The organism is Massilia frigida (genome assembly GCF_011682175.1).
Taxonomy (GTDB): Bacteria; Pseudomonadota; Gammaproteobacteria; order Burkholderiales; family Burkholderiaceae_D; genus Telluria_A; species Telluria_A frigida.
On sequence record NZ_WHJG01000021.1, the window covers coordinates 108478 to 125602 of the forward strand.

Sequence of the window (17125 nt, forward strand, 5' to 3'; positions counted from 1 at the left end):
AAATGCTTTCTATGAGGCGCGGCGCAAGGCGCGTCGCAGTTGCCGCTTGGCGCTCAGGGCGTCGTCGCTGCCGTCGGATGGCGGCGCCGGCACTGGCGCTGCCGCCACGGCGGTTCCCGCGCGCTCGCCGAGATGGGCGACGAGCTGGGAAATCGTTGTATATCGAAACAGGTCGGTGATCGACACGTGCACGCCGAGGCGCGCGGCAAGTTCGCGGCGCAGGGCGATCATCGAAAACGAGGTGCCGCCCACTTCGTTGAAGCGCTCATCGTGACCGACCGATGCGAGGCCAAGCAGGTCGCGCCAGATGGCGGCGATCTGCCCCGCCAGCTCGCCACCGGTGCCGGCAGGGGCGACCGGGTCGGGCGCAGGCAATGCCTGCGCCAGGGTGGCCGGCACGCCACCGAGCATTGCCGCCAGCGCCACGCTGTGCGGGTCCAGCCCGAGCGCGGCCAGCACCGGGGCGGCGTCGTAGGCGCCCACCAGGCACAGGCCCAGTCCCAGTTCGGCGGCCGACTGGCGCAAGATCTGCGCCATGTGGCCCGCTTCCATCCAGGCGAACGGCTCGGCCATGTCGCCATATAGCGCGCGCAGGGCATCGAGCCGGGCGAAGAAGAACACGGTGAACGCCGCCTCCCCCGCCATGCGCTGGTTGGCCGGCACCTGGCAACCGGAATCGACGCCCTCGCCCGGCCCGATAAACAGCAGCGCGTTGCGCGCCGGGTGGTAGTAGTACATGCCGGCGGCCAGTTCGCCGGCCGCCGCGCCAAGCTGCACATAGGTTTGCACGCTGTAGCTGTCGCCCGCCGACGGATAGCGGCGCTGCAGGCGCGCGCCGGCCTCGCTGGCGCCCAGGCCGCCCAGCAGCGCGGCCAGTTGCGCCAGCGTGACGGCGCCGGCGAAGTCGCGCACTGATCGCAACGGCGGCGCCGTCGGCGCGCATGGCAGTGCGATCGCGGCGGCACCAGCCAGGTCGGCACGCAGGCCGGCGCCCGGTGCCACCAGCGCGCGCCGCGCCGCGCCCGCAGCCACCAGCGAGTCGGCTCCGAACAGGCGTTCGAGCGCGGGCCGGGGCGGCGCGGTGTCGGCCACGCTGTGGACCGGGGCGGCGCCGGCGCGCGCGGCGAGCAGCTTGCGGTCGATTTTGCCGTTGGCCGTCAGCGGCAGCGTGTCCAGCGAGAGCAGGCGCGATGGCACCATGTAGGCCGGCAGCGTGGCCTTGAGCCGCTCGCGTACCTCGCCCACGCCGGCCGCGCCGGTGATGAATGCCGCCAGGCGCTGCTGGCCATGGGCGTCGGTGAAGGTCAGCGCCACCGAACCGCTCACGCCGGGGCAGCGCTCAAGCGCCACCTCGACTTCGCCCAGTTCCACCCGGTGCCCGGAAATCTTGACCTGGCCATCGGTGCGCCCCAGGAATTCGATATTCCCGTCAGCGTAATAGCGCCCCCAATCGCCGCTGCGGTACAGGCGCTCGCCCGTGGCCGGATGGTGCACGAAACTGGCGGCGGTCAGTTCCGGGCTGCCCCAGTAGCCGTCGGCCAGCCCGACCCCGCCGATGTACAACTGGCCGACCACGCCGTCCGGGCAATCGTCCATGCGTTCGTCGAGCACGTGGAAGCGCTGGTTGGCCAACGGCTTGCCATAAGGAATACTCTTCCAGGCCGGCGACACGTCCCCGATGGGGTAAGCGATCGACCAGATCGACGCTTCGGTGGCGCCGCCAAGGCTGACCAGGGGAAAGGACACCCTGCCCGGCAGGCTGAGCGGTATCCAGTCTCCGCTGAGCATGCCCAGGCGCAGGGTGGGCAGGTGCAGCCCGGCGCTGTCCTGGGTCAGCATGTGCAGGTGGCTGGGCACCGAATTCCACAGCGTGACCCGGTGCGTGTTGACCAGCTCTTTCAGGTAGGCCGGATCGAGCAGGCCGTCGGCCTGCGGGATCACCAGCGCGCCGCCGGCCGACAGGGTGCCGAAGATGTCCCAGACCGACAGGTCGAAGTTGAGCGCGGACAGGCCAAGTACCCGGTCCAGGGCACCGACCTGATAGCGCTCATTGATGTCGCGCACGGTGTTGGCGGCGGCGCTGTGGCGGATCATCACCCCCTTGGGCGTGCCGGTCGAGCCGGAGGTGAAGATCACATACGCCAGGTCGTCCGGCGTGGCCGGTCCGGGGTCGTAATCCATGGGTGACGTCGGCTCCGGCGCGGCGGCGATGCGCTGCACGCCGTCAAGCAGTGCCACGTCGTCGGCCGCCACCGCGTGACGGCAGCGGCCAAGGCGCAGCAGTTCGGCGACGCGGGCCGGCGGGGCCGCATGGTCGATCGGCAAGTAGGCGGCGCCCGCCATCTGCACGCCCAGTACCGCCACCACCTGGGCCCAGCCGCGCGGCAGCGCGACCGCCACCAGTTCATTGGCTTGCGCGCCGGCCTGGCGCAATGCGTGCGCAAGGCCGGCGGCGCGCACGGCCAGCTCGCGGTAGCTGAGCGTGGCGTCCGGGGCGATCAGCGCGATGCGCTCGGGCGTGAGGGCGGCCTGTTCAAGCACGCGGCCGTGCAGCGTCTGCGCCGGCCATGGCGTGGCGCTGGCGTTGGCCTGGGTGCGCCGCTCGCGCTGGGCGGCCGGCAGCGGCAGCGACAGCGGTGCGTCCCAGGCGGCGTCGCTGGCGGCCAGTTGTCCAATCGCCGCGGTCCAGGTCTCGAACATGGCCTCGGCCAGGCCGTCGGGAAAATAATCCTCGCGCACGTCCCAGCTCAGGTACAGGCGCCCTTCGTCGTCCATGATCTGGCAGTCCAGCGCCACTTGCGGGGTGCGCGTCATGCCGGTGACGAAGCGTCCCAGCGGGGAACCGGTGGCGTGCCGGTGCAGCAGGCTGGTAAAGACCACCGGCATGAGCGCGCGCACGCCGTGGCGCTGCCCCAGTTGCGCGGCGAACGCGATGCCGCTCATGTCGGCATGGGCCAGGTCGCTGGCCAGTTGGGCGGCGATGGCGCCCGCCCCGGCGGCCAACGGCGCGGATCGGTCGCAGTCGACCGCAAGCAGCACATTGCTGCTGAATTCACCCAGCACGCCGTCCGGAATGGCGTCGGCCAGGTGCTTGCCGACGGTGAGGTTGAGCGCGAAACGCGGCTGCGTCGCCCAGCGCGCCAGCACCTGGGCGAAGACGGCGACGATGGCCGGCACGCGTCCCAGCCCGCGCGCGGCGGCGTGGCCCTGGAACGCTTTCCATTGCGCGCCATCGAGGCGCTGCTCATGGCGCACGAAACGCCCGCAGGGCGGCACCACGGGGTTGACTGGCAACTCGGGCGCACGTGGGAAATCGTCGAGCCGCGCGCTCCAGTAGCCTGCGCACGCATGGTGGCGCCGCAGTTTTTCCAGGTGGCGCGCGGCGAAGACATCGCGGTAATGCCCCGCCAACGGTGCCAGCGGCGTGAGCGGATCGTCGTGGAGCCGCCCCAGTTCGCCCAGCAGGCGAAAGATGCTGGCGGCGTCGATCATGATCATGTCGAAGCCGAGCCAGAGCCGCATGCCGGCATCGGTACGCGCCGCCGTAACCCGGAACAGCGGCCAGCGCGCCGGATCGCTGCGCGTGTCGAACATCTGCGCGCGCAGGCGCTCCAGTTGCTGCGTCGCTGGCACCGCGCCCGTGCCGCGCAGGTCGAGGCAATCGACCGCGTAGTGCGGCACCGTGGCCAGCACATGCTGGCCGGCGCCGTCGAACACGGTGCGCAGGTTCTCGTGACGGGCGATCAGCGTATTCCAGGCGGCTTCCAGGCGCGCCAGGTCCCATTCGGGGCGCTCCAGCTCCCAGCACAGCCAGCACCCGGTGCCGCCCAGTTCAGGCAGTTCGGGGCCAACCAGATAGGCCAGCTGCAGTTCGGTCAGTGCAGGGAAGCCTGCCTGGATGGCGTCGTCGTGGACGGCCGGGTCGGGGGCGGCCCCGCTCACCCGCCCATCCCTTGCGGAGCGGCGCGCAGCTTGATGGCGGCACCTGCTCGAACAAGCCATTCATTCCTCGTTTCGACGTTCACGATTTCCTCCAAGTGCATGCAATCCCCTTGAGTTAATGTGTTCTCATCCATGTTCCGATACGGGTGGCGTGCGTCGCCGTAGTGATGCGCCTTGTCAACGACTCCTAAGCGGACTATGGCTCAAAAAACAAGTTACGTAAACAACAATTAAGATGATTAAACAACCCTGGCTGCGCAGCGGCGCCGTGGACTGCCCCGCTCACCTGCCCGGCCCTCTCAGGGCGGCGCGCAGGCGCGACCCGCAATACATCAGCAGCGCCAGCGCGGCCAGGGTAAAAGCGCGGTTCTCATGGACGACGTCGGGAATGACATCGATCAGGTGCGCCATCGTCGCGTTGCCCGCGTATTCGAATTCGTATTCGATCACGCCAAAGGCGAACAGGACGGCGGCCGTGATGACTTGCGCAGTACGGGTTACCAGACCGACTATTTTGTCGACAAAGTATTCGCCCCTGGACATCTGGGCGCGCAAACGGAACATCTTGCTTCCCATTTCTTCAAGCTGCATTTGCGCTTCCGCGCTGGCGGCGTGCATTTTTTCCACCAGGGTGAGCACGCCGCGTTCGCACAGATGGCCGACGGCGCGCTTTTGGGCGCCCTTGAAGTATGTCGACACGAGTTTCATGTAATTGACCTCGGGCAGCAGCGCCGCCAGCGAGGCATCGAGCGTGGCCCAGGTGCGGCTGATCTTCATGAACGACCAGCTCAGCACGATCTGGTTTTCGATCAGCACATTGCCCGCTTCGAGTCCCATATTGCCGATCGACTTTTCGTAGTAGGGCAACTCGGAATGTTCGGCCCGTTCGGACCAGGCCTGGTAGGTCCGCACCACTTTCGCCTTGACCGCTTCGATATCGATCGGCGGCAACCGGTCCGACAGCAGGAACAGATAGTCGACAGCCATCGGAAAATCTTGCTCGCCGACGCCCTTCATCGACATCTTGTAATACTCCAGCAAGGTGGCGTCATTGGTGCCGGCACTGCCGAAGTCGATCAACGCCAGGCGGCTGTCGCGCAAGAGCAGGATGTTGCCCGGATGCAGGTCGCCGTGGAACAGGTTGTCCTCGAATAACTGGCGAAAAAAGGTCAGGAACAGCTTTTCTCCGACCTTGCCCGCGTCGACATGATTCTCCCGGCACCACAGGTTCAGGGCTTCCGGGTCCTCGCGGCCCATTTCCAGAAAGCTCGACATCAGCACGCCCGGCACCCATTCGAGCACCAGCAAGCGGCGCGTGCTGCAATCGAACACCTGGGGCACGTACACCTTGTGCGCGCGCAGCGACTTGCGCAGGCGCAGGGTATTCGAGGCTTCGTAGCGGTAATCGACTTCTTCACGGAAGATCTGGGTGGTTTCCCAGAGCATTTCATCCCAGGTGAAAAAGCCCATGCCCGGCATGTAGCGCATGGATTTAAGCAGGATGCGCAACAGGAACAGGTCACGCGCAAAGCGCTTGTCGATGCCCGGACGCTGCACCTTCACCGCCACGCTCTGGCCGGTCGAGCGCAAGGTGGCGCGGTGCACCTGGCAGATCGAGGCGGCGGCCACGGGATGCTCGTCGAAATGGCTGAACACCACTTCCAGCGGCTGCCCGAGCTCGTCTTCAATGCAGCGGCGCGCGATGGCAAAGGGGAAGCCGACAGCCGCATATTGCAAGCGCGACAGTTCGCGGCTGAATTCCGGGCTGAGCAAGTCGGTGCGCAGCGACAGCAGCTGGCCGGTCTTGACCCACAGCCCGCCCATGTCCTCGATGATCGAGCGGATTTCCACCGCCATGGCCAAACCCAGCGGGCGGCCGCGCACGCGGTACAGAATGAGGCTGCAAATCCACCCGAGCAGGCGCGCCACCAGGCCCAGCGTCCTGGCGAGCGAGGCTGTTTCAAGGGGCCGCACCTCCACTGGCGCCTGTTGCCCGCGCGACAGCAGCGTCGATGGGATCAGGCGCGGGTCCAGCGTTTTCAAGCGGCGCCCCGGACTACACGGTCTTCCTGTTCGAGGCGGCGGCGAATGCTGCGTATGGTGCTGTAGACCAGCATGGCGCCGGCGATCACCGCAATCCATGTGCCGACCGGGAAATGTTCGACGTTCTGCGCATGCGCGGCGGCAACCGTATGGCGCAGCGGCGCGACCACGCTGGCGTGATGCTGGTGCAGGTAGATCCAGACCGCATACACGCCGCCGGTCAGCACGGCGCGGCCAACCCACTTGGCCAGGGTTGCCCCGACATAAGCCAGTTTGCCCGTGCTCGCGCGGAAGTTTTGCGCTTTTTTCCGCACCGATGCCGTTTCAAAGCGCACCAGTTCGCTGATCGGACCGACGATGCCGGCCACGGCCTTCCTGACGCCGCCGGCGAATACCGAGCGCATCTGGCGCGCCGCCGCCTTCTTGGCGAAGCGTTCCAGTTCGGTGCGGTGGTTCATGCGCGGGCAGCACTGCGCGACGAGGGCGTCGGCGCTGCCCATGGCGTCCATCAGCTTGAACATTTGCGCGTCCAGCACGATGCCGTTGCGGTCGAGGATGGCGGAGACGTCGCGGGTCAGGACGAACAAGGACTTTTCCTCGTGGCCGAGGGTGTCGAGCACGGCGCGCGCGGCGTAATTGCGGACGGTGCGGATCAACTCGGCACGCACGTTCGCCAGGTTACTGGCCGGCAGCGAATCGCACAGCAGGAACAGCATGTCGGCGAACTTGTCGTACGCCTCGTTGGCCAAGGCGGCCATGGCCAGGTTGAAGATGGTGAGGAAACGCTTGTCGACCGAGGCGCTGGCGTCGCAACTGAGGATGGCGAAGCGGCTGTTGCGCAGTAACAGAATATTCGACGGCACCATGTTCTGGTTGAAAAAGTCGTCTTCGCAGATTTGCCGCAGCAAGGAATGGTAGACGCGGCGGCCGGCCACATCGAGCTCGATGCCGTTCATGCGCAACCAGCCCTGTGCGGCCTGCGGGTCGCGTGCGTGCAGATCGATCAGCTCTTGCACGCTGGGCGCCGCAATATGTTCGTGGACGAGGATGTGCTTGCTGGTATAGGCGCGGAACAGGCGCGGCACATACACCTTGTGTTCGCGCAGCGTGCTGCGCATGCGGCGCCGCGCCGACGCTTCGTAGCGCAGGTCCAGCAAGGCCGGCAAGCGCTCGGCGTAGCCGTCGATGATATCGTCGAACAGGGTGCGCCGGGGACCCTTGACGCGGTGCTGCAGCCTGGCGATGAGCTTGAGTATGCGCAGGTCGCGTTGCAGCCTTGGCGCCAGGTGCGCGCGCTGGATCCGCACCTCGACCTCCACCTCTTCGCGGCGCAGCGTGGCCCGGTAGGTCTCGGTGTAGTTGCCCACGCGGACAGGCTGCGGGTCGAAGCGGGAAAACAGGGCCGCGAGCGGTGTCCCAAGGTCGCCCAGGACCAGCGCTTCGATGTCGGCCAACGTCATCGACGGCGCCGGCCGCGCATGCCGTAGCAAGTGCGCGCGCATGGCGGCGGGGAATGGTCCCTGGGGCTGGGCGCTGCGCTGCAACAGATCGAACCAGAAGCCCTGGTAGAGCGCCAGCCGCAAGCCAATGGCGTCGCCGCTGGCCCCCAGTTGCGCCGGACGCAGCAGGCGCGCCACCCTGTAGCGCAGCCACAGGCGCAACAGGCCGAAGATCACCGTTCCATGGCTATGCACGGTGTGGGCCGGCGCCGCGCTGGCGCCCAAAGCCGGCGTACTTGAAGGAAATACCGATGGCAATTTGCCGCTGTCGAGCAGCCATTTCGCCCGTGTCCGCAGTACCGGGCGTGCGGCTGGCGACGGTGCATGGGTGGGCGCTTGCTGGCTCATAGGACCGATCACGCAGACATGAAAAGGCAGGCCGGCAAGATGCCAGCACTGACGTCAGAGCAAAAAAAGGGGGGATGTGCGGGCGGGCGTCCGCAAAGCGGCCCCGCCAGACTTCACCGGTGCTTTATTTCCGCGTACTCTTCCAGGCTTGCTTTTGCGCTTTGCGCATATTGGCCATCATGTCGTACAGCCAGCCGTTCTTCTTCTTGCGATTGGACGTTTCGTGGCGCTCGGTGTAGATCACGGCACTGCGCGCCTGGGCCTTGCCGACACGGCGGATCAGTTTTTCGAGCGGACGCAGCAGCTTGGTGCTTCGTTTCTTGCGTCCCAGGTTGCGCAGATTGGTGGCAACGTAGACGTGGCCGGTCGCCGCATCCTTGCGCAGGATGGTAATGCGCCCAACGATAGGATCGAGTTTCAGTTCGGACATGAGATTCCCCCGGCTTAGGATTTGAACAGGGCTTTCAAGCCCTTCTCCCGCTTCTCGCGCACCACCAGCACGATGGGCTGTGCCGATACGGCGATCTGGCCGCTCTTCTTCAGCTCGTCGAGGACGATGCTGATTCGATTCATTAACTTGCCCTCGCCACGGCGCAGCCCCTTGACCTGCTTCTTCTTGCGCGTGCCAAGATCGAGGATCAATGGCGCGTCATGTTGGGCTACTTCGGAGGTAATGATGACTGATTCACCTGACTCGTCGGAACTTTGAATGGACTTCATGAGAACTCCTTCGTTGGTACCTGCGCCCGTGCGCACGTGTGCTGGAATGATAGCATCTGTTTAAGATTTATCGCATGGCATGATAAAGAAATTCACATTTCAATGCCGATGTTGGTTTTTGTACGCGCACGCCATGCTTGCCAACGCTGGAGATAGCGCGCAAGCATCCCTTCGATCGTTCCGCCGCGCTTCTGGTCCGCTGGTGAGTCATGCCGGCCGTCCGCTATCGGCCCGGGAGCGGTCAGTTGCAATGTAACAATTCGCGCATGAATCACGTCACTTTCTCTTTACAATGGTGGAGTTAATGCTGATCAATCGCCGCGTGCCAAAGTGGCTTCACCTGGACAGGCGCCCTTCCCCCTATTCTCAGACAACAAATGAAAAAGAAACTTCTCGCGTGTTCCATGTTTTTCTTAGGAGCGTTCCTCAGCACTGCCAAGGCGGCAGACTGGTATGCGCCGCAAGACCCATTCCGGGTGCTTGGACATACCTATTACGTCGGGACGGGTGGGATCAGTGCTGTGCTCATGACATCGCCGGCGGGACACATCCTCGTCGATGCCGGCGGCCCCGAGGCAGCGCCCCAGGTGGTGGCGCATATTCGCAAGCTGGGCTTCCGGGTCGAAGACATCCGCTACATCCTCAATTCGCACGCCCACCAGGATCACGCCGGCGCCATCGCGGACTTGCAAAAGCTGAGCGGTGCAACGGTGCTGGCCAGTCCGGCCGCGGTGCGGGTGCTCGAGAGCGGCCAGCCGGATCGGGGCGATGCGCAATATCCGAACCTGACGTCCATGCCGCCGGTGGCAAGCACGCGCGCAGTGCGTGACGGCGAAACCATCCACCTCGGGCCGCTGGCCGTGACCGCGCACTTCACGCCAGGACACACCAATGGCGGAGTCAGCTGGACCTGGCAAGCCGAAGAAAATGGGCGGACCGTCAACGTCGTGTTTGCCGACAGCCTGACTGCGCTGGCCGCCAAAGGCCTGCGTTTCAGCGGCAATCCGCTGTACCCGCAGGCGCAGGCGGACGTCGAGCGTTCGTTCGCTACCATCGAAGCACTGCCCTGCGACGTGCTGGTCGCTGCGCATCCGGAAGCGGGCGACCTGTGGGAGCGCAAGGCCAGACAGGCGGCACTTGGCGCCGCCGCCTTCATCGATGCCGACGCCTGCCGTCAGTATGTGGTCAAGGCGCGCGCGCGCCTGGCCCAGACGCTCGGTGCCGAGGCGGCTCCCGGCAAGGCGCCCTCGCCCCTTGCCGCAAAAGCCGTCCCGTGAATGCCGCCAGGACGCTGATTATCGTGGCAAGGTCAGCAGGCCGTGGGCCGGCCGTGTGTCGCTCGCGCTGAGCTTGAACGCTTGCGCCACCTGGGCCAGCGCGGCCGCGTCCTCCTGCATCGACTGGGCGGCGGCGGCGGCCTGCTCGACCAGCGCGGCATTCTGCTGGGTCACATGGTCCATCTCGATGATGGCCTGGTTGATCTGCTCGATCCCGACGGTCTGCTCCTGGCTGGCCGACACGATCTCTTGCATGATGTCGGTCACTTTCTGGACGCTGGCCACCACGTCGTTCATGGTGGTGCCGGCCTGATCGACCAGCCGGGTGCCGGCTTCGACCATGTCGACCGAATCTTCGATCAGGGTCTTGATTTCTTTCGCCGCCGCTGCCGAGCGCTGCGCAAGGTTGCGTACCTCCGATGCCACCACGGCAAAGCCCCGGCCCTGTTCGCCGGCGCGCGCCGCTTCGACCGCCGCGTTCAGGGCCAGGATATTGGTCTGGAATGCGATGCCGTCGATAACGCTGATGATGTCGACAATACGGCGCGAGGACGTGTTTATCGAACGCATGGTCGAGACCACCTCCGACACCACCGTGCCGCCTTTCTCCGCCACCGCCGACGCACTGAGCGCAAGCTGATTGGCCTGGCGCGCGTTGTCTGCGTTCTGCCTGACCGTGCCGGTCAATTCCGTGATCGAGGCGGTGGTCTCTTCAATCGAACTGGCCTGCTGCTCGGTGCGGCCAGACAAGTCCAGATTGCCCCTGGCGATCTCGATCGACGCGGTGACGATCCGGTCCGAGCCCTCGCGCACCTTGCCGATGGTTCTTTCCAGGCTGGCGTCCATGTCGCGCAAGGCGGCCAGCAGCTGGCCCGTTTCGTCGCTGGAGGTCACTTCGATATGTTCGCTCAGGTCGCCCGTGGCGACCCGGTTGGCCACTTCAACCGCGCGCCGCAAAGGCTTCTTGATGGAACCGATCACGATGTGCGACAGAAAGGCACCCAGCAACAAGCCAAGTCCCAAGGTCGCCAGCATGATCTTGCGCGTGGTGGCGCTGGCCTTGTCGGCGGCCGCAAACGCGGCCTGGGCTTCGCCCTTTTGCTGCATCATGCGGGTCAGCAGGGCTGAACGGGCAGACTCGAACTTCTTTTCGGAGTCAATCTTGAGCTGGGCGCTGGCCGCCTCGTAGTCGCCGCTCTTGGCCAAGGTGATGACCTTTTCGCCGGCGACGGCATACTGCTCCCACGCCGTTTCGAAGATGCCGGCCTGGGTTTTCGCGTCGCCCGACTGCAGGGAGCGCTTGTAACTGTCCAGGCTCTTTCTCAACTTGGCATGGACGACCGCCACCTCGCGGTAGGAAACCTCGGCCGCCTCGGAATTCTCGGCCCCCATGCCGCCGATCACCAGCGTGCGCGAGCGATACATATCGCCCAGCATCTCCCCCAGGCTGACCAGGGGCACGGTACTGTCTTCATAAATGGTGCGCATGCTCTCGTTGCTGGCGGACAAGCCGCGCAGGGCGACCAGGCCCACCACGGCCAGCGCGGTGAGCAGGGTGCCGGTCAGGATCATCAGGCGGGTGCTGATATTGACGTTGTATAGCATAGGCGGCTCGGCAAGGTTGGGGGGATTATTTGACTTTGAGGTAGTCGGCCAGCTTCTTGGCCGCGCCCGTGGGTGCGCCGATGGTGACCAGTCCGAGCGGACGCGACATGGCAGGCGCGTCGATGGTCTTGCTGTCGCCCGCCCCCGCCTTGACGTGCACGTCGGCGGCGGGTCCGAAGCCGCCGGGAGTGCGCGATACCCAGGTGATCACTTCGCGCGGCGACTGCGCTTCCAGCGTCCCTTTGATGTACTCGGCGCCGTCCATGATGGTTTTCTGGAACACCAGGCTCGGAATCATCCCCGCCTTGGTCACCACCACCTTGACCGGCAGGTCGGCGCCGCCGACTTCTTTCCAGTTGGTGATTTTGCCCGTGGCCATATCCTTGAGTTGGGCCTTGGTCAGCGCACTGACACCATTCGATTTGTGCACGATGACGACCAGCTCGTCTTTGCCGATTTGCGTGAACACCAGGTTGTCCGGAACCTTGATGTCCTTATTGGCGGCCTTGGCCGCCTTTTTGCCAGCCTCGATCGAGTCGGCCAGGGTATCGCCTACCGCTGCCACGCTGACCTTGCCCTCGACCAAGGCGACCATGCCATTGCCGGTCCCCACACCGTTGACCTTGATCTCGACGCCGGTGGCCTTGAGGATTTCCGCAGCGCGCGGCTCCAGTACGTCTTTTTGCGGGGTGGTGCCACCCGAAATTTCCAGCGCCTGGGCGCCGGCGTTGCCGGCCAGGCTGGCGATCATGAGGGAGAGCAATACGAAGGCAGGTGCTTTCATTGTGTATCCTTTATGTGGGTCGATCACCTGAAACGAGCATGTCAGCTGGGATAGTTTCCATGCGCCAATTGAAAAATCAATGTACGACCGCTTGAGGAAACACACAAGACGATGCGAATCGTGTGAGTGGGAAATGTGTCGCGCTGTTGGAAACGTGCGATAAGCGCGCTTCCCGCGTTGCGTCGATATACCTGGACGACGCTGGACCGCATCGGCCTGCAATGCAGCTGTATTGACGCCCCTATCGGCCTGGCGCGGCCGCGCCATGCCTTACCATGCAAAGCCGCCGGCGCCCGCGCCGCCCGCAGTACGCCGCCGCCAGAACCGCTCCCTGGGAAAGCGGGTCACTGCCGCATAGGTTTCGCCGAGACGCTGGCAATACCGCGCTTCAACCGCGCGCATCTCCTCCAGATAGCGCTCGCGCGCATGCCCGACGCCACCGAGGTAGCGCCCAATCGCATGGGCGCAACTGTCGGCCGTGGCCAAAGCGTTAAACAGCCCCTGGGATGCAATCGGGTCGAATGCCAGCATCGCGTCGCCGATCGCGAAAAACCCGTCGGGCAGCGCGGCCGTGGCGCCTGGATCGAGCCCGCCCCCGCCGGCCGGCCGCAGATGCACCGGAAAGTCCATGGTGGGGGGCCTGATCCCGGCCAACACCCCATGGCGCTGCGCTTTGGCCAGCAAGCGTCCAGGATCGCGCAGTGCCTTGAGCTCGGCATCGTCGCTATCAAGGTGAAGTGCCAGCACCCGTTGCCCGGACGGCACGCGCACGCTATACCACCAGCCGTTCGCGTCGGCGCAGAGTCGGGTGGCCTGATCCTTGTCGCCCGTATCCACCGGCAAGTGCGCGTAAAGGCAGACCAGGCGGTCGTGGCCGCGCCGGGCAAGGCCGAGTTGCCTGGCCGCCACCATGGCACGGCCACTGGCATCGACCAGCACTGGCGTGTGGTGCACGCCACGCGATGGGGCGGCACCGCCTTGCCCCAGGCATTGCGCATCGATACGCCAGCGCCCGCCCTCACGCGACAGTGCCAGCTGCCGCACCGTGTCGACCAGCGACGCGCCCGCTTCCACGGCGTCATCGCGCAGGCCAGCATCGAACTTCAGGCGGTCGAGGTGCCAGCCCACCCCATGCGGATCGCGGATCGGGTCGAACCAGGCCGGCGTGTCCGAGTCCCACTGCGCGACCGACGCGCCGCGTGCCGCATGGCCCTGGGCGAGAAAGCGCTCGTAGCCCCCTTGGCGCTGGAGCAGCACGCGGGCCGCGCCCGGCAAGGACTCGCCGATGCGCAATGCGCCGCCCGCCCGCGCCCGCGCCCGGTCCAACAGCAACACGCGATACTGCGGCCGCAGGCGCCGGGCCAGGGCCGCGCCGGCCGGACCGGCGCCCACGATGACGACGTCCCACTGCGCCGTCGAGCGGCTCGGCGGCAGGGTGATCACACTGCAGGCTTGGGCGTGCCGAGACGCGCGAGCTGGCGCATCTGGCTGTCGGTTGCCTTGCGCTCGGCCTCGGTCAGCGGCTGGCCGCCGCGATCCTCGACCTGCATCGTCGCAGGAAAGTCCGGGTCATTCGGAATGCCCTTGCGCATCTCGACGATACCTTGCCGGTCGAAGTGGCTGACCATGGCTTGCAACTGCTGTAAATGCCCGGGACCCAAGGTCCGGTCCCAATCCATGCGCTCATTGAAGGCCGCCAGCCGCTCCTCCCGGCCCAGTTCCGGGTTCATCACTTTCTTGTAGTTCTCGGCACTGAGCACCTGGTTCGGCACCCGCGCCGGCCAGAACGTCGGCAGGTAGGGGTCGTACTGGGGGTCGTAGCCGGAGCGGCAACTGGCGGTGTCGGTCTGCCAGGGTAGCGCCATCCAGCGCGTGACCGACCCTGGAAACTGGCCGTACAAGGGGCCGTCGAAGGAACACGCCTCGGCCGGGGTCAGGGCCTTGCCAAAATCGGCCTCGCGGTCGTCCCCGGCGCGGTGGCGCCAGCGATACGCCTCGCTGTACATCGAGGCGTGGCGCACCGGCCAGGTCATCTCGCAGCCGGGATGAAATGCATCGGCCAGGCAAAATTCCAGGGCGGCGCGATCGAGCATGGCCGCCTGATCCGCGAGCGGCACATCAGCGATGTCGTGCCTGGCCTCGTCACCGGCGGCGGGAGGATAATCGGCGATGAAATCGCCCTCGGCCCAGCGGTCGAGCATCGCCAGCTGGGTGCCGGTGAGCGCATTCATGGCGCGCGGGATCGGCGGCATCGGCACATCCATCGCATCCCCATAGACCCAGGGCCAGGGCTTCATCGATGCATCGTGGTAGCGCGGATTGCGAAACGCGTTGGCGACGGTCCGGCGCAGTTGCGCATAGGTGTTACCCGCCTGCGACAGCTTGCGCAGATAGTCCGGCGCCATGAAGTCCTGCGGCATGCCGTGCCCGAAACCGGCCGCGAAGCTGGCGTTCATCCACTGGAGGTCGCACAGCGCCTTAAAGATGGGCAGCAGATCGTTCCTGAACGAGGGCCGCAGCGGTACCGGCAGGTGCCCGGCCTGGATCGCGACATCGGTCATCAGGGCATACATGGTGCGCACCGATTTTTGTTGCGGCCCGTAGTTCGGCGGCGCCACCACCACCCATGCCGGCGCCACCCTCAGTTCACGTCCGCCCACCCGCACCCGCGCGCTGACCGGGCCATCGCTGGTGTCGTCGAACCAGCCGTCATTGTTCGCAAACGTGACCGGGGCCTTGCCGTCGAACGAGGCCGACATGCCGTGTCCGCCGAATACCCGCAAGCGGCCGTGCGGATCGGTGCGCAACTCCCCCAGCGGCACCGGAATGCCGAAGCAGCTGCCGCCATCGAAGTGGTATTGCTGTCCCGCCGCGCCAGCTTCGCCGATGGTGCGGGCGCCGGGCTGGATGGACAAGCTGCCTCGCTCGGGCAGCAGCACGCCGGCATTGCGGCGCGTGGAAGGCGCCGCAGTCGCGGCCTCGGGGATGTCCAGCGCCAGCTCGAAGTTATACCAAGCCGCCTTGTGATTGGCCAGTTCGACTTTCCATTCAATCTCGACGCCCTCCTGCATGGCCAGTTCGCACAGCACTTGCCCCTGGACGTCGTAGCCATAGATGCGGAACTCGGCCACCTCGCGTTTCAGCGCTCCGCTGCTGTCACGGTAGAAATCCTTGGGCTTGGGCAAGGGATCGACCACTTGGGGACCGACGTAGAATCCCTCCTCCTCCCTGGAATTACCCACCCGCGCGATGCCGATCGACGGATGAATCTTCGCGTACACGACCTGCTCTGCAAGCTTGCTTTCACTGCGCATGACGGCCCCTTTCAAGGTAGTGGTGTTGCTCCTTTAATTGCTGTGGCGGCCTCGGTGCGGCCGCTCACGCGAGTGCACGGAAAGTGAACTGGAAAATACGCTTGCAATGCCGCCATTGCGGCAAGGCGTTCGCCATCGCTTGAATGCCTATAGTGCGCCACTACGGAACGAAATCAGCGAGAAATATTGCCTATGTTTTAATTCTGCCACTCGTGACAATGTGTGATCAATGCGTTATCAGATCGGCGTATGCTGCTCGTTGCCGGCGGCCGCTTACATCCGGCCTGCGGCGGCAAGATGCGGCGCCGCAAGGCGCGCGCTGGCCGTCACCGCGTGCGCACCAGCGATGCTGTGCGCCATGGTGGCTTCAACAACGTGCCGGCGTTCGGCCTGCTCACGCCAAAATACAGGCAGGCCATCCCCGCGCAAGCCGTGTTCCAAAGCGACGACGTGGCGGGACGCCGCGCCAGCGCCGGAAGAGTCCAAGCCAGCGATCGAGAAGGGACGGAAGCCGCCGCCGAAATGAGCGTCAATTAACAATATAAATCGTTTTTTTGTCGGCAGCGGCGGCTGCATAATCCCCCGAAGCGAATGCGGATGTTCCGCGTTTGAATATCGCGTCAGCCACCTCGTTCGCTCCAGGGGGAAATCGATCAAAGCACTGGTCGTTGGCCTGTGCAGGCAAAGTCAATAAAGCCATGCATAGCAAGCTTGGGAGCACAAGATTTGAACTATACATTTTTCGAATTGACCATGGATACGGCGGCGAGCCTTCTCCATTCTTGGGCGATCTGTCCGCTTTTGGCCGATTTACGCGGTCGCACTTGCAGGCTTCGACGCGTGCGGCCACGGATCGGCCATTCTGAAGGTGCGTCGCAATCAACCATGCCTCGATGGCACTGGCGTCTCCTGGCAAAATTGGTAATCACTCGTATTGACGGGAATTCTGGCTGACAATGCCACCGTCAGAATTCCCGCCATCGATGCGTCAAGCTAGCGTTACTGGCCGTTCAGCAATATGACTTTGGCTTCCGAGCGTTTGACACCGTCGGCGCCCGCCTGCTTCAGCGTGATCCCCTTCAGGCGGCCACTGCCTACCGTCCACATATAGTACACATTTGCTTGCGGTCCCGACACTTCAGATTTGAGCTTGCACGCTTGGAAAGTGCCGGCGAGCACTGTGATCTGCTCTACCGAAAATGTCGTGGTAACTGTTTGCGTCGATGCCGGTTGCGCCTTGCCATCGACCTCGGTCACCGTCGTATAAGTGCGCGAGTACGGTGTATTCAACGCCGGTTGAAACGGTGCAGTCGATGCCGGTGGCGAGAAGTAAGTGAGGACGTTGGTGGTATTTCCCGCAAGCGTGGTCGACGACGTAAATCCATAGTTAAAGAATTCACCGCCAACAAAATTACTGTAGGCCTTGTTCTTGGTGTTCGATGTGCTACCGCCAACGGCACTGGAATAGGTCATCTCGTTATACACAACTCAGGCGCCTTCCTCCCGTAGTGCCTGCAATGTTTGAGCTGCGGTCATTACTTGGTCCAATCCTCGCCAGATGGTCTTGACGCCGGGCTCGCCATCGCTTTTGCG

Annotated in this window: 12 protein-coding genes; 2 read left to right on the top strand and 10 right to left on the bottom strand. The window is 64.9% G+C overall.

The annotated features are described in order from the left end of the window. Window positions 1-9: 9 nt before the first annotated feature. The 5 genes from F2P44_RS19735 to F2P44_RS19755 all read right to left on the bottom strand — a co-directional run bounded on the left by F2P44_RS19735 (window position 10) and on the right by F2P44_RS19755 (window position 8552). A complete protein-coding gene (locus tag F2P44_RS19735) occupies window positions 10-3942 on the bottom strand; it encodes a non-ribosomal peptide synthetase (protein ID WP_167088760.1) in 3933 nt (1310 codons plus the stop codon). A gap of 282 nt (window positions 3943-4224) precedes the next feature. Further along, window positions 4225-5985, bottom strand: a complete 1761-nt coding sequence (locus tag F2P44_RS19740) for an ABC1 kinase family protein (protein WP_167088761.1) — start codon at window positions 5983-5985, stop codon at window positions 4225-4227. Continuing rightward, the gene (locus tag F2P44_RS19745) at window positions 5982-7832 is read right to left on the bottom strand and encodes an AarF/UbiB family protein (RefSeq protein ID WP_167088762.1); all 1851 of its coding nucleotides are present in this window, start codon (window positions 7830-7832) and stop codon (window positions 5982-5984) included. The genes F2P44_RS19740 and F2P44_RS19745 overlap by 4 nt, the downstream gene beginning before the upstream one ends. A 124-nt stretch (window positions 7833-7956) precedes the next feature. Then, window positions 7957-8262: a DUF6312 domain-containing protein gene (locus F2P44_RS19750; RefSeq protein WP_167088763.1), complete on the bottom strand. Its 306-nt coding sequence runs from the start codon at window positions 8260-8262 to the stop codon at window positions 7957-7959. A gap of 14 nt (window positions 8263-8276) precedes the next feature. Beyond that, complete coding sequence (locus F2P44_RS19755; protein WP_223165065.1) at window positions 8277-8552, bottom strand: DUF6200 domain-containing protein; 276 nt, start codon at window positions 8550-8552, stop codon at window positions 8277-8279. 404 nt (window positions 8553-8956) lie between these two features. On the opposite strand from F2P44_RS19755, the gene bla reads away from it, so the two are divergent. Then, on the top strand, window positions 8957-9829 hold the full coding sequence (bla, locus tag F2P44_RS19760) for a subclass B3 metallo-beta-lactamase (RefSeq protein ID WP_229423636.1): 873 nt from the start codon (window positions 8957-8959) through the stop codon (window positions 9827-9829). Window positions 9830-9847: 18 nt separating this feature from the next. Here the strand turns inward: bla and F2P44_RS36410 are convergent, their stop codons facing one another. From F2P44_RS36410 to F2P44_RS19780, 4 genes are all read right to left on the bottom strand, one after another. Further along, window positions 9848-11434 (bottom strand): methyl-accepting chemotaxis protein, encoded by a 1587-nt coding sequence (locus F2P44_RS36410; RefSeq protein ID WP_167088765.1) that lies wholly within the window; start codon window positions 11432-11434, stop codon window positions 9848-9850. Window positions 11435-11459: 25 nt separating this feature from the next. Then, on the bottom strand, window positions 11460-12218 hold the full coding sequence (locus F2P44_RS19770; RefSeq protein ID WP_167088766.1) for a substrate-binding domain-containing protein: 759 nt from the start codon (window positions 12216-12218) through the stop codon (window positions 11460-11462). Window positions 12219-12488: 270 nt separating this feature from the next. Next, window positions 12489-13661 carry an NAD(P)/FAD-dependent oxidoreductase gene (locus F2P44_RS19775; protein ID WP_167088767.1) on the bottom strand — a complete coding sequence of 391 codons (1173 nt, stop codon included), beginning with the start codon at window positions 13659-13661 and terminating at the stop codon, window positions 12489-12491. After that, complete coding sequence (locus F2P44_RS19780; RefSeq protein ID WP_167088768.1) at window positions 13658-15532, bottom strand: LodA/GoxA family CTQ-dependent oxidase; 1875 nt, start codon at window positions 15530-15532, stop codon at window positions 13658-13660. Before F2P44_RS19780 ends, F2P44_RS19775 begins: the two co-directional genes overlap by 4 nt. A 249-nt stretch (window positions 15533-15781) precedes the next feature. Between F2P44_RS19780 and F2P44_RS19785 the strand changes: the two genes are divergently transcribed. Further along, window positions 15782-16069, top strand: a complete 288-nt coding sequence (locus F2P44_RS19785; protein ID WP_167088769.1) for a hypothetical protein — start codon at window positions 15782-15784, stop codon at window positions 16067-16069. A gap of 462 nt (window positions 16070-16531) precedes the next feature. Here F2P44_RS19785 and F2P44_RS19790 read toward each other — a convergent pair whose 3' ends face one another. Further along, window positions 16532-17005, bottom strand: a complete 474-nt coding sequence (locus F2P44_RS19790) for a hypothetical protein (protein WP_167088770.1) — start codon at window positions 17003-17005, stop codon at window positions 16532-16534. Window positions 17006-17125: the final 120 nt, after the last annotated feature.

Coding starts and splice junctions, on each gene's coding strand:
- F2P44_RS19745 (WP_167088762.1), bottom strand. CDS start 7,832: ATGAGCCAGCAAGCGCCCACCCATGCACCGTCGCCAGCCGCACGCCCG.
- F2P44_RS19750 (WP_167088763.1), bottom strand. CDS start 8,262: ATGTCCGAACTGAAACTCGATCCTATCGTTGGGCGCATTACCATCCTG.
- F2P44_RS19755 (WP_223165065.1), bottom strand. CDS start 8,552: ATGAAGTCCATTCAAAGTTCCGACGAGTCAGGTGAATCAGTCATCATT.
- bla (WP_229423636.1), top strand. CDS start 8,957: ATGTTTTTCTTAGGAGCGTTCCTCAGCACTGCCAAGGCGGCAGACTGG.
- F2P44_RS36410 (WP_167088765.1), bottom strand. CDS start 11,434: ATGCTATACAACGTCAATATCAGCACCCGCCTGATGATCCTGACCGGC.
- F2P44_RS19770 (WP_167088766.1), bottom strand. CDS start 12,218: ATGAAAGCACCTGCCTTCGTATTGCTCTCCCTCATGATCGCCAGCCTG.
- F2P44_RS19780 (WP_167088768.1), bottom strand. CDS start 15,532: ATGCGCAGTGAAAGCAAGCTTGCAGAGCAGGTCGTGTACGCGAAGATT.
- F2P44_RS19785 (WP_167088769.1), top strand. CDS start 15,782: ATGCTGCTCGTTGCCGGCGGCCGCTTACATCCGGCCTGCGGCGGCAAG.
- F2P44_RS19790 (WP_167088770.1), bottom strand. CDS start 17,005: ATGACCTATTCCAGTGCCGTTGGCGGTAGCACATCGAACACCAAGAAC.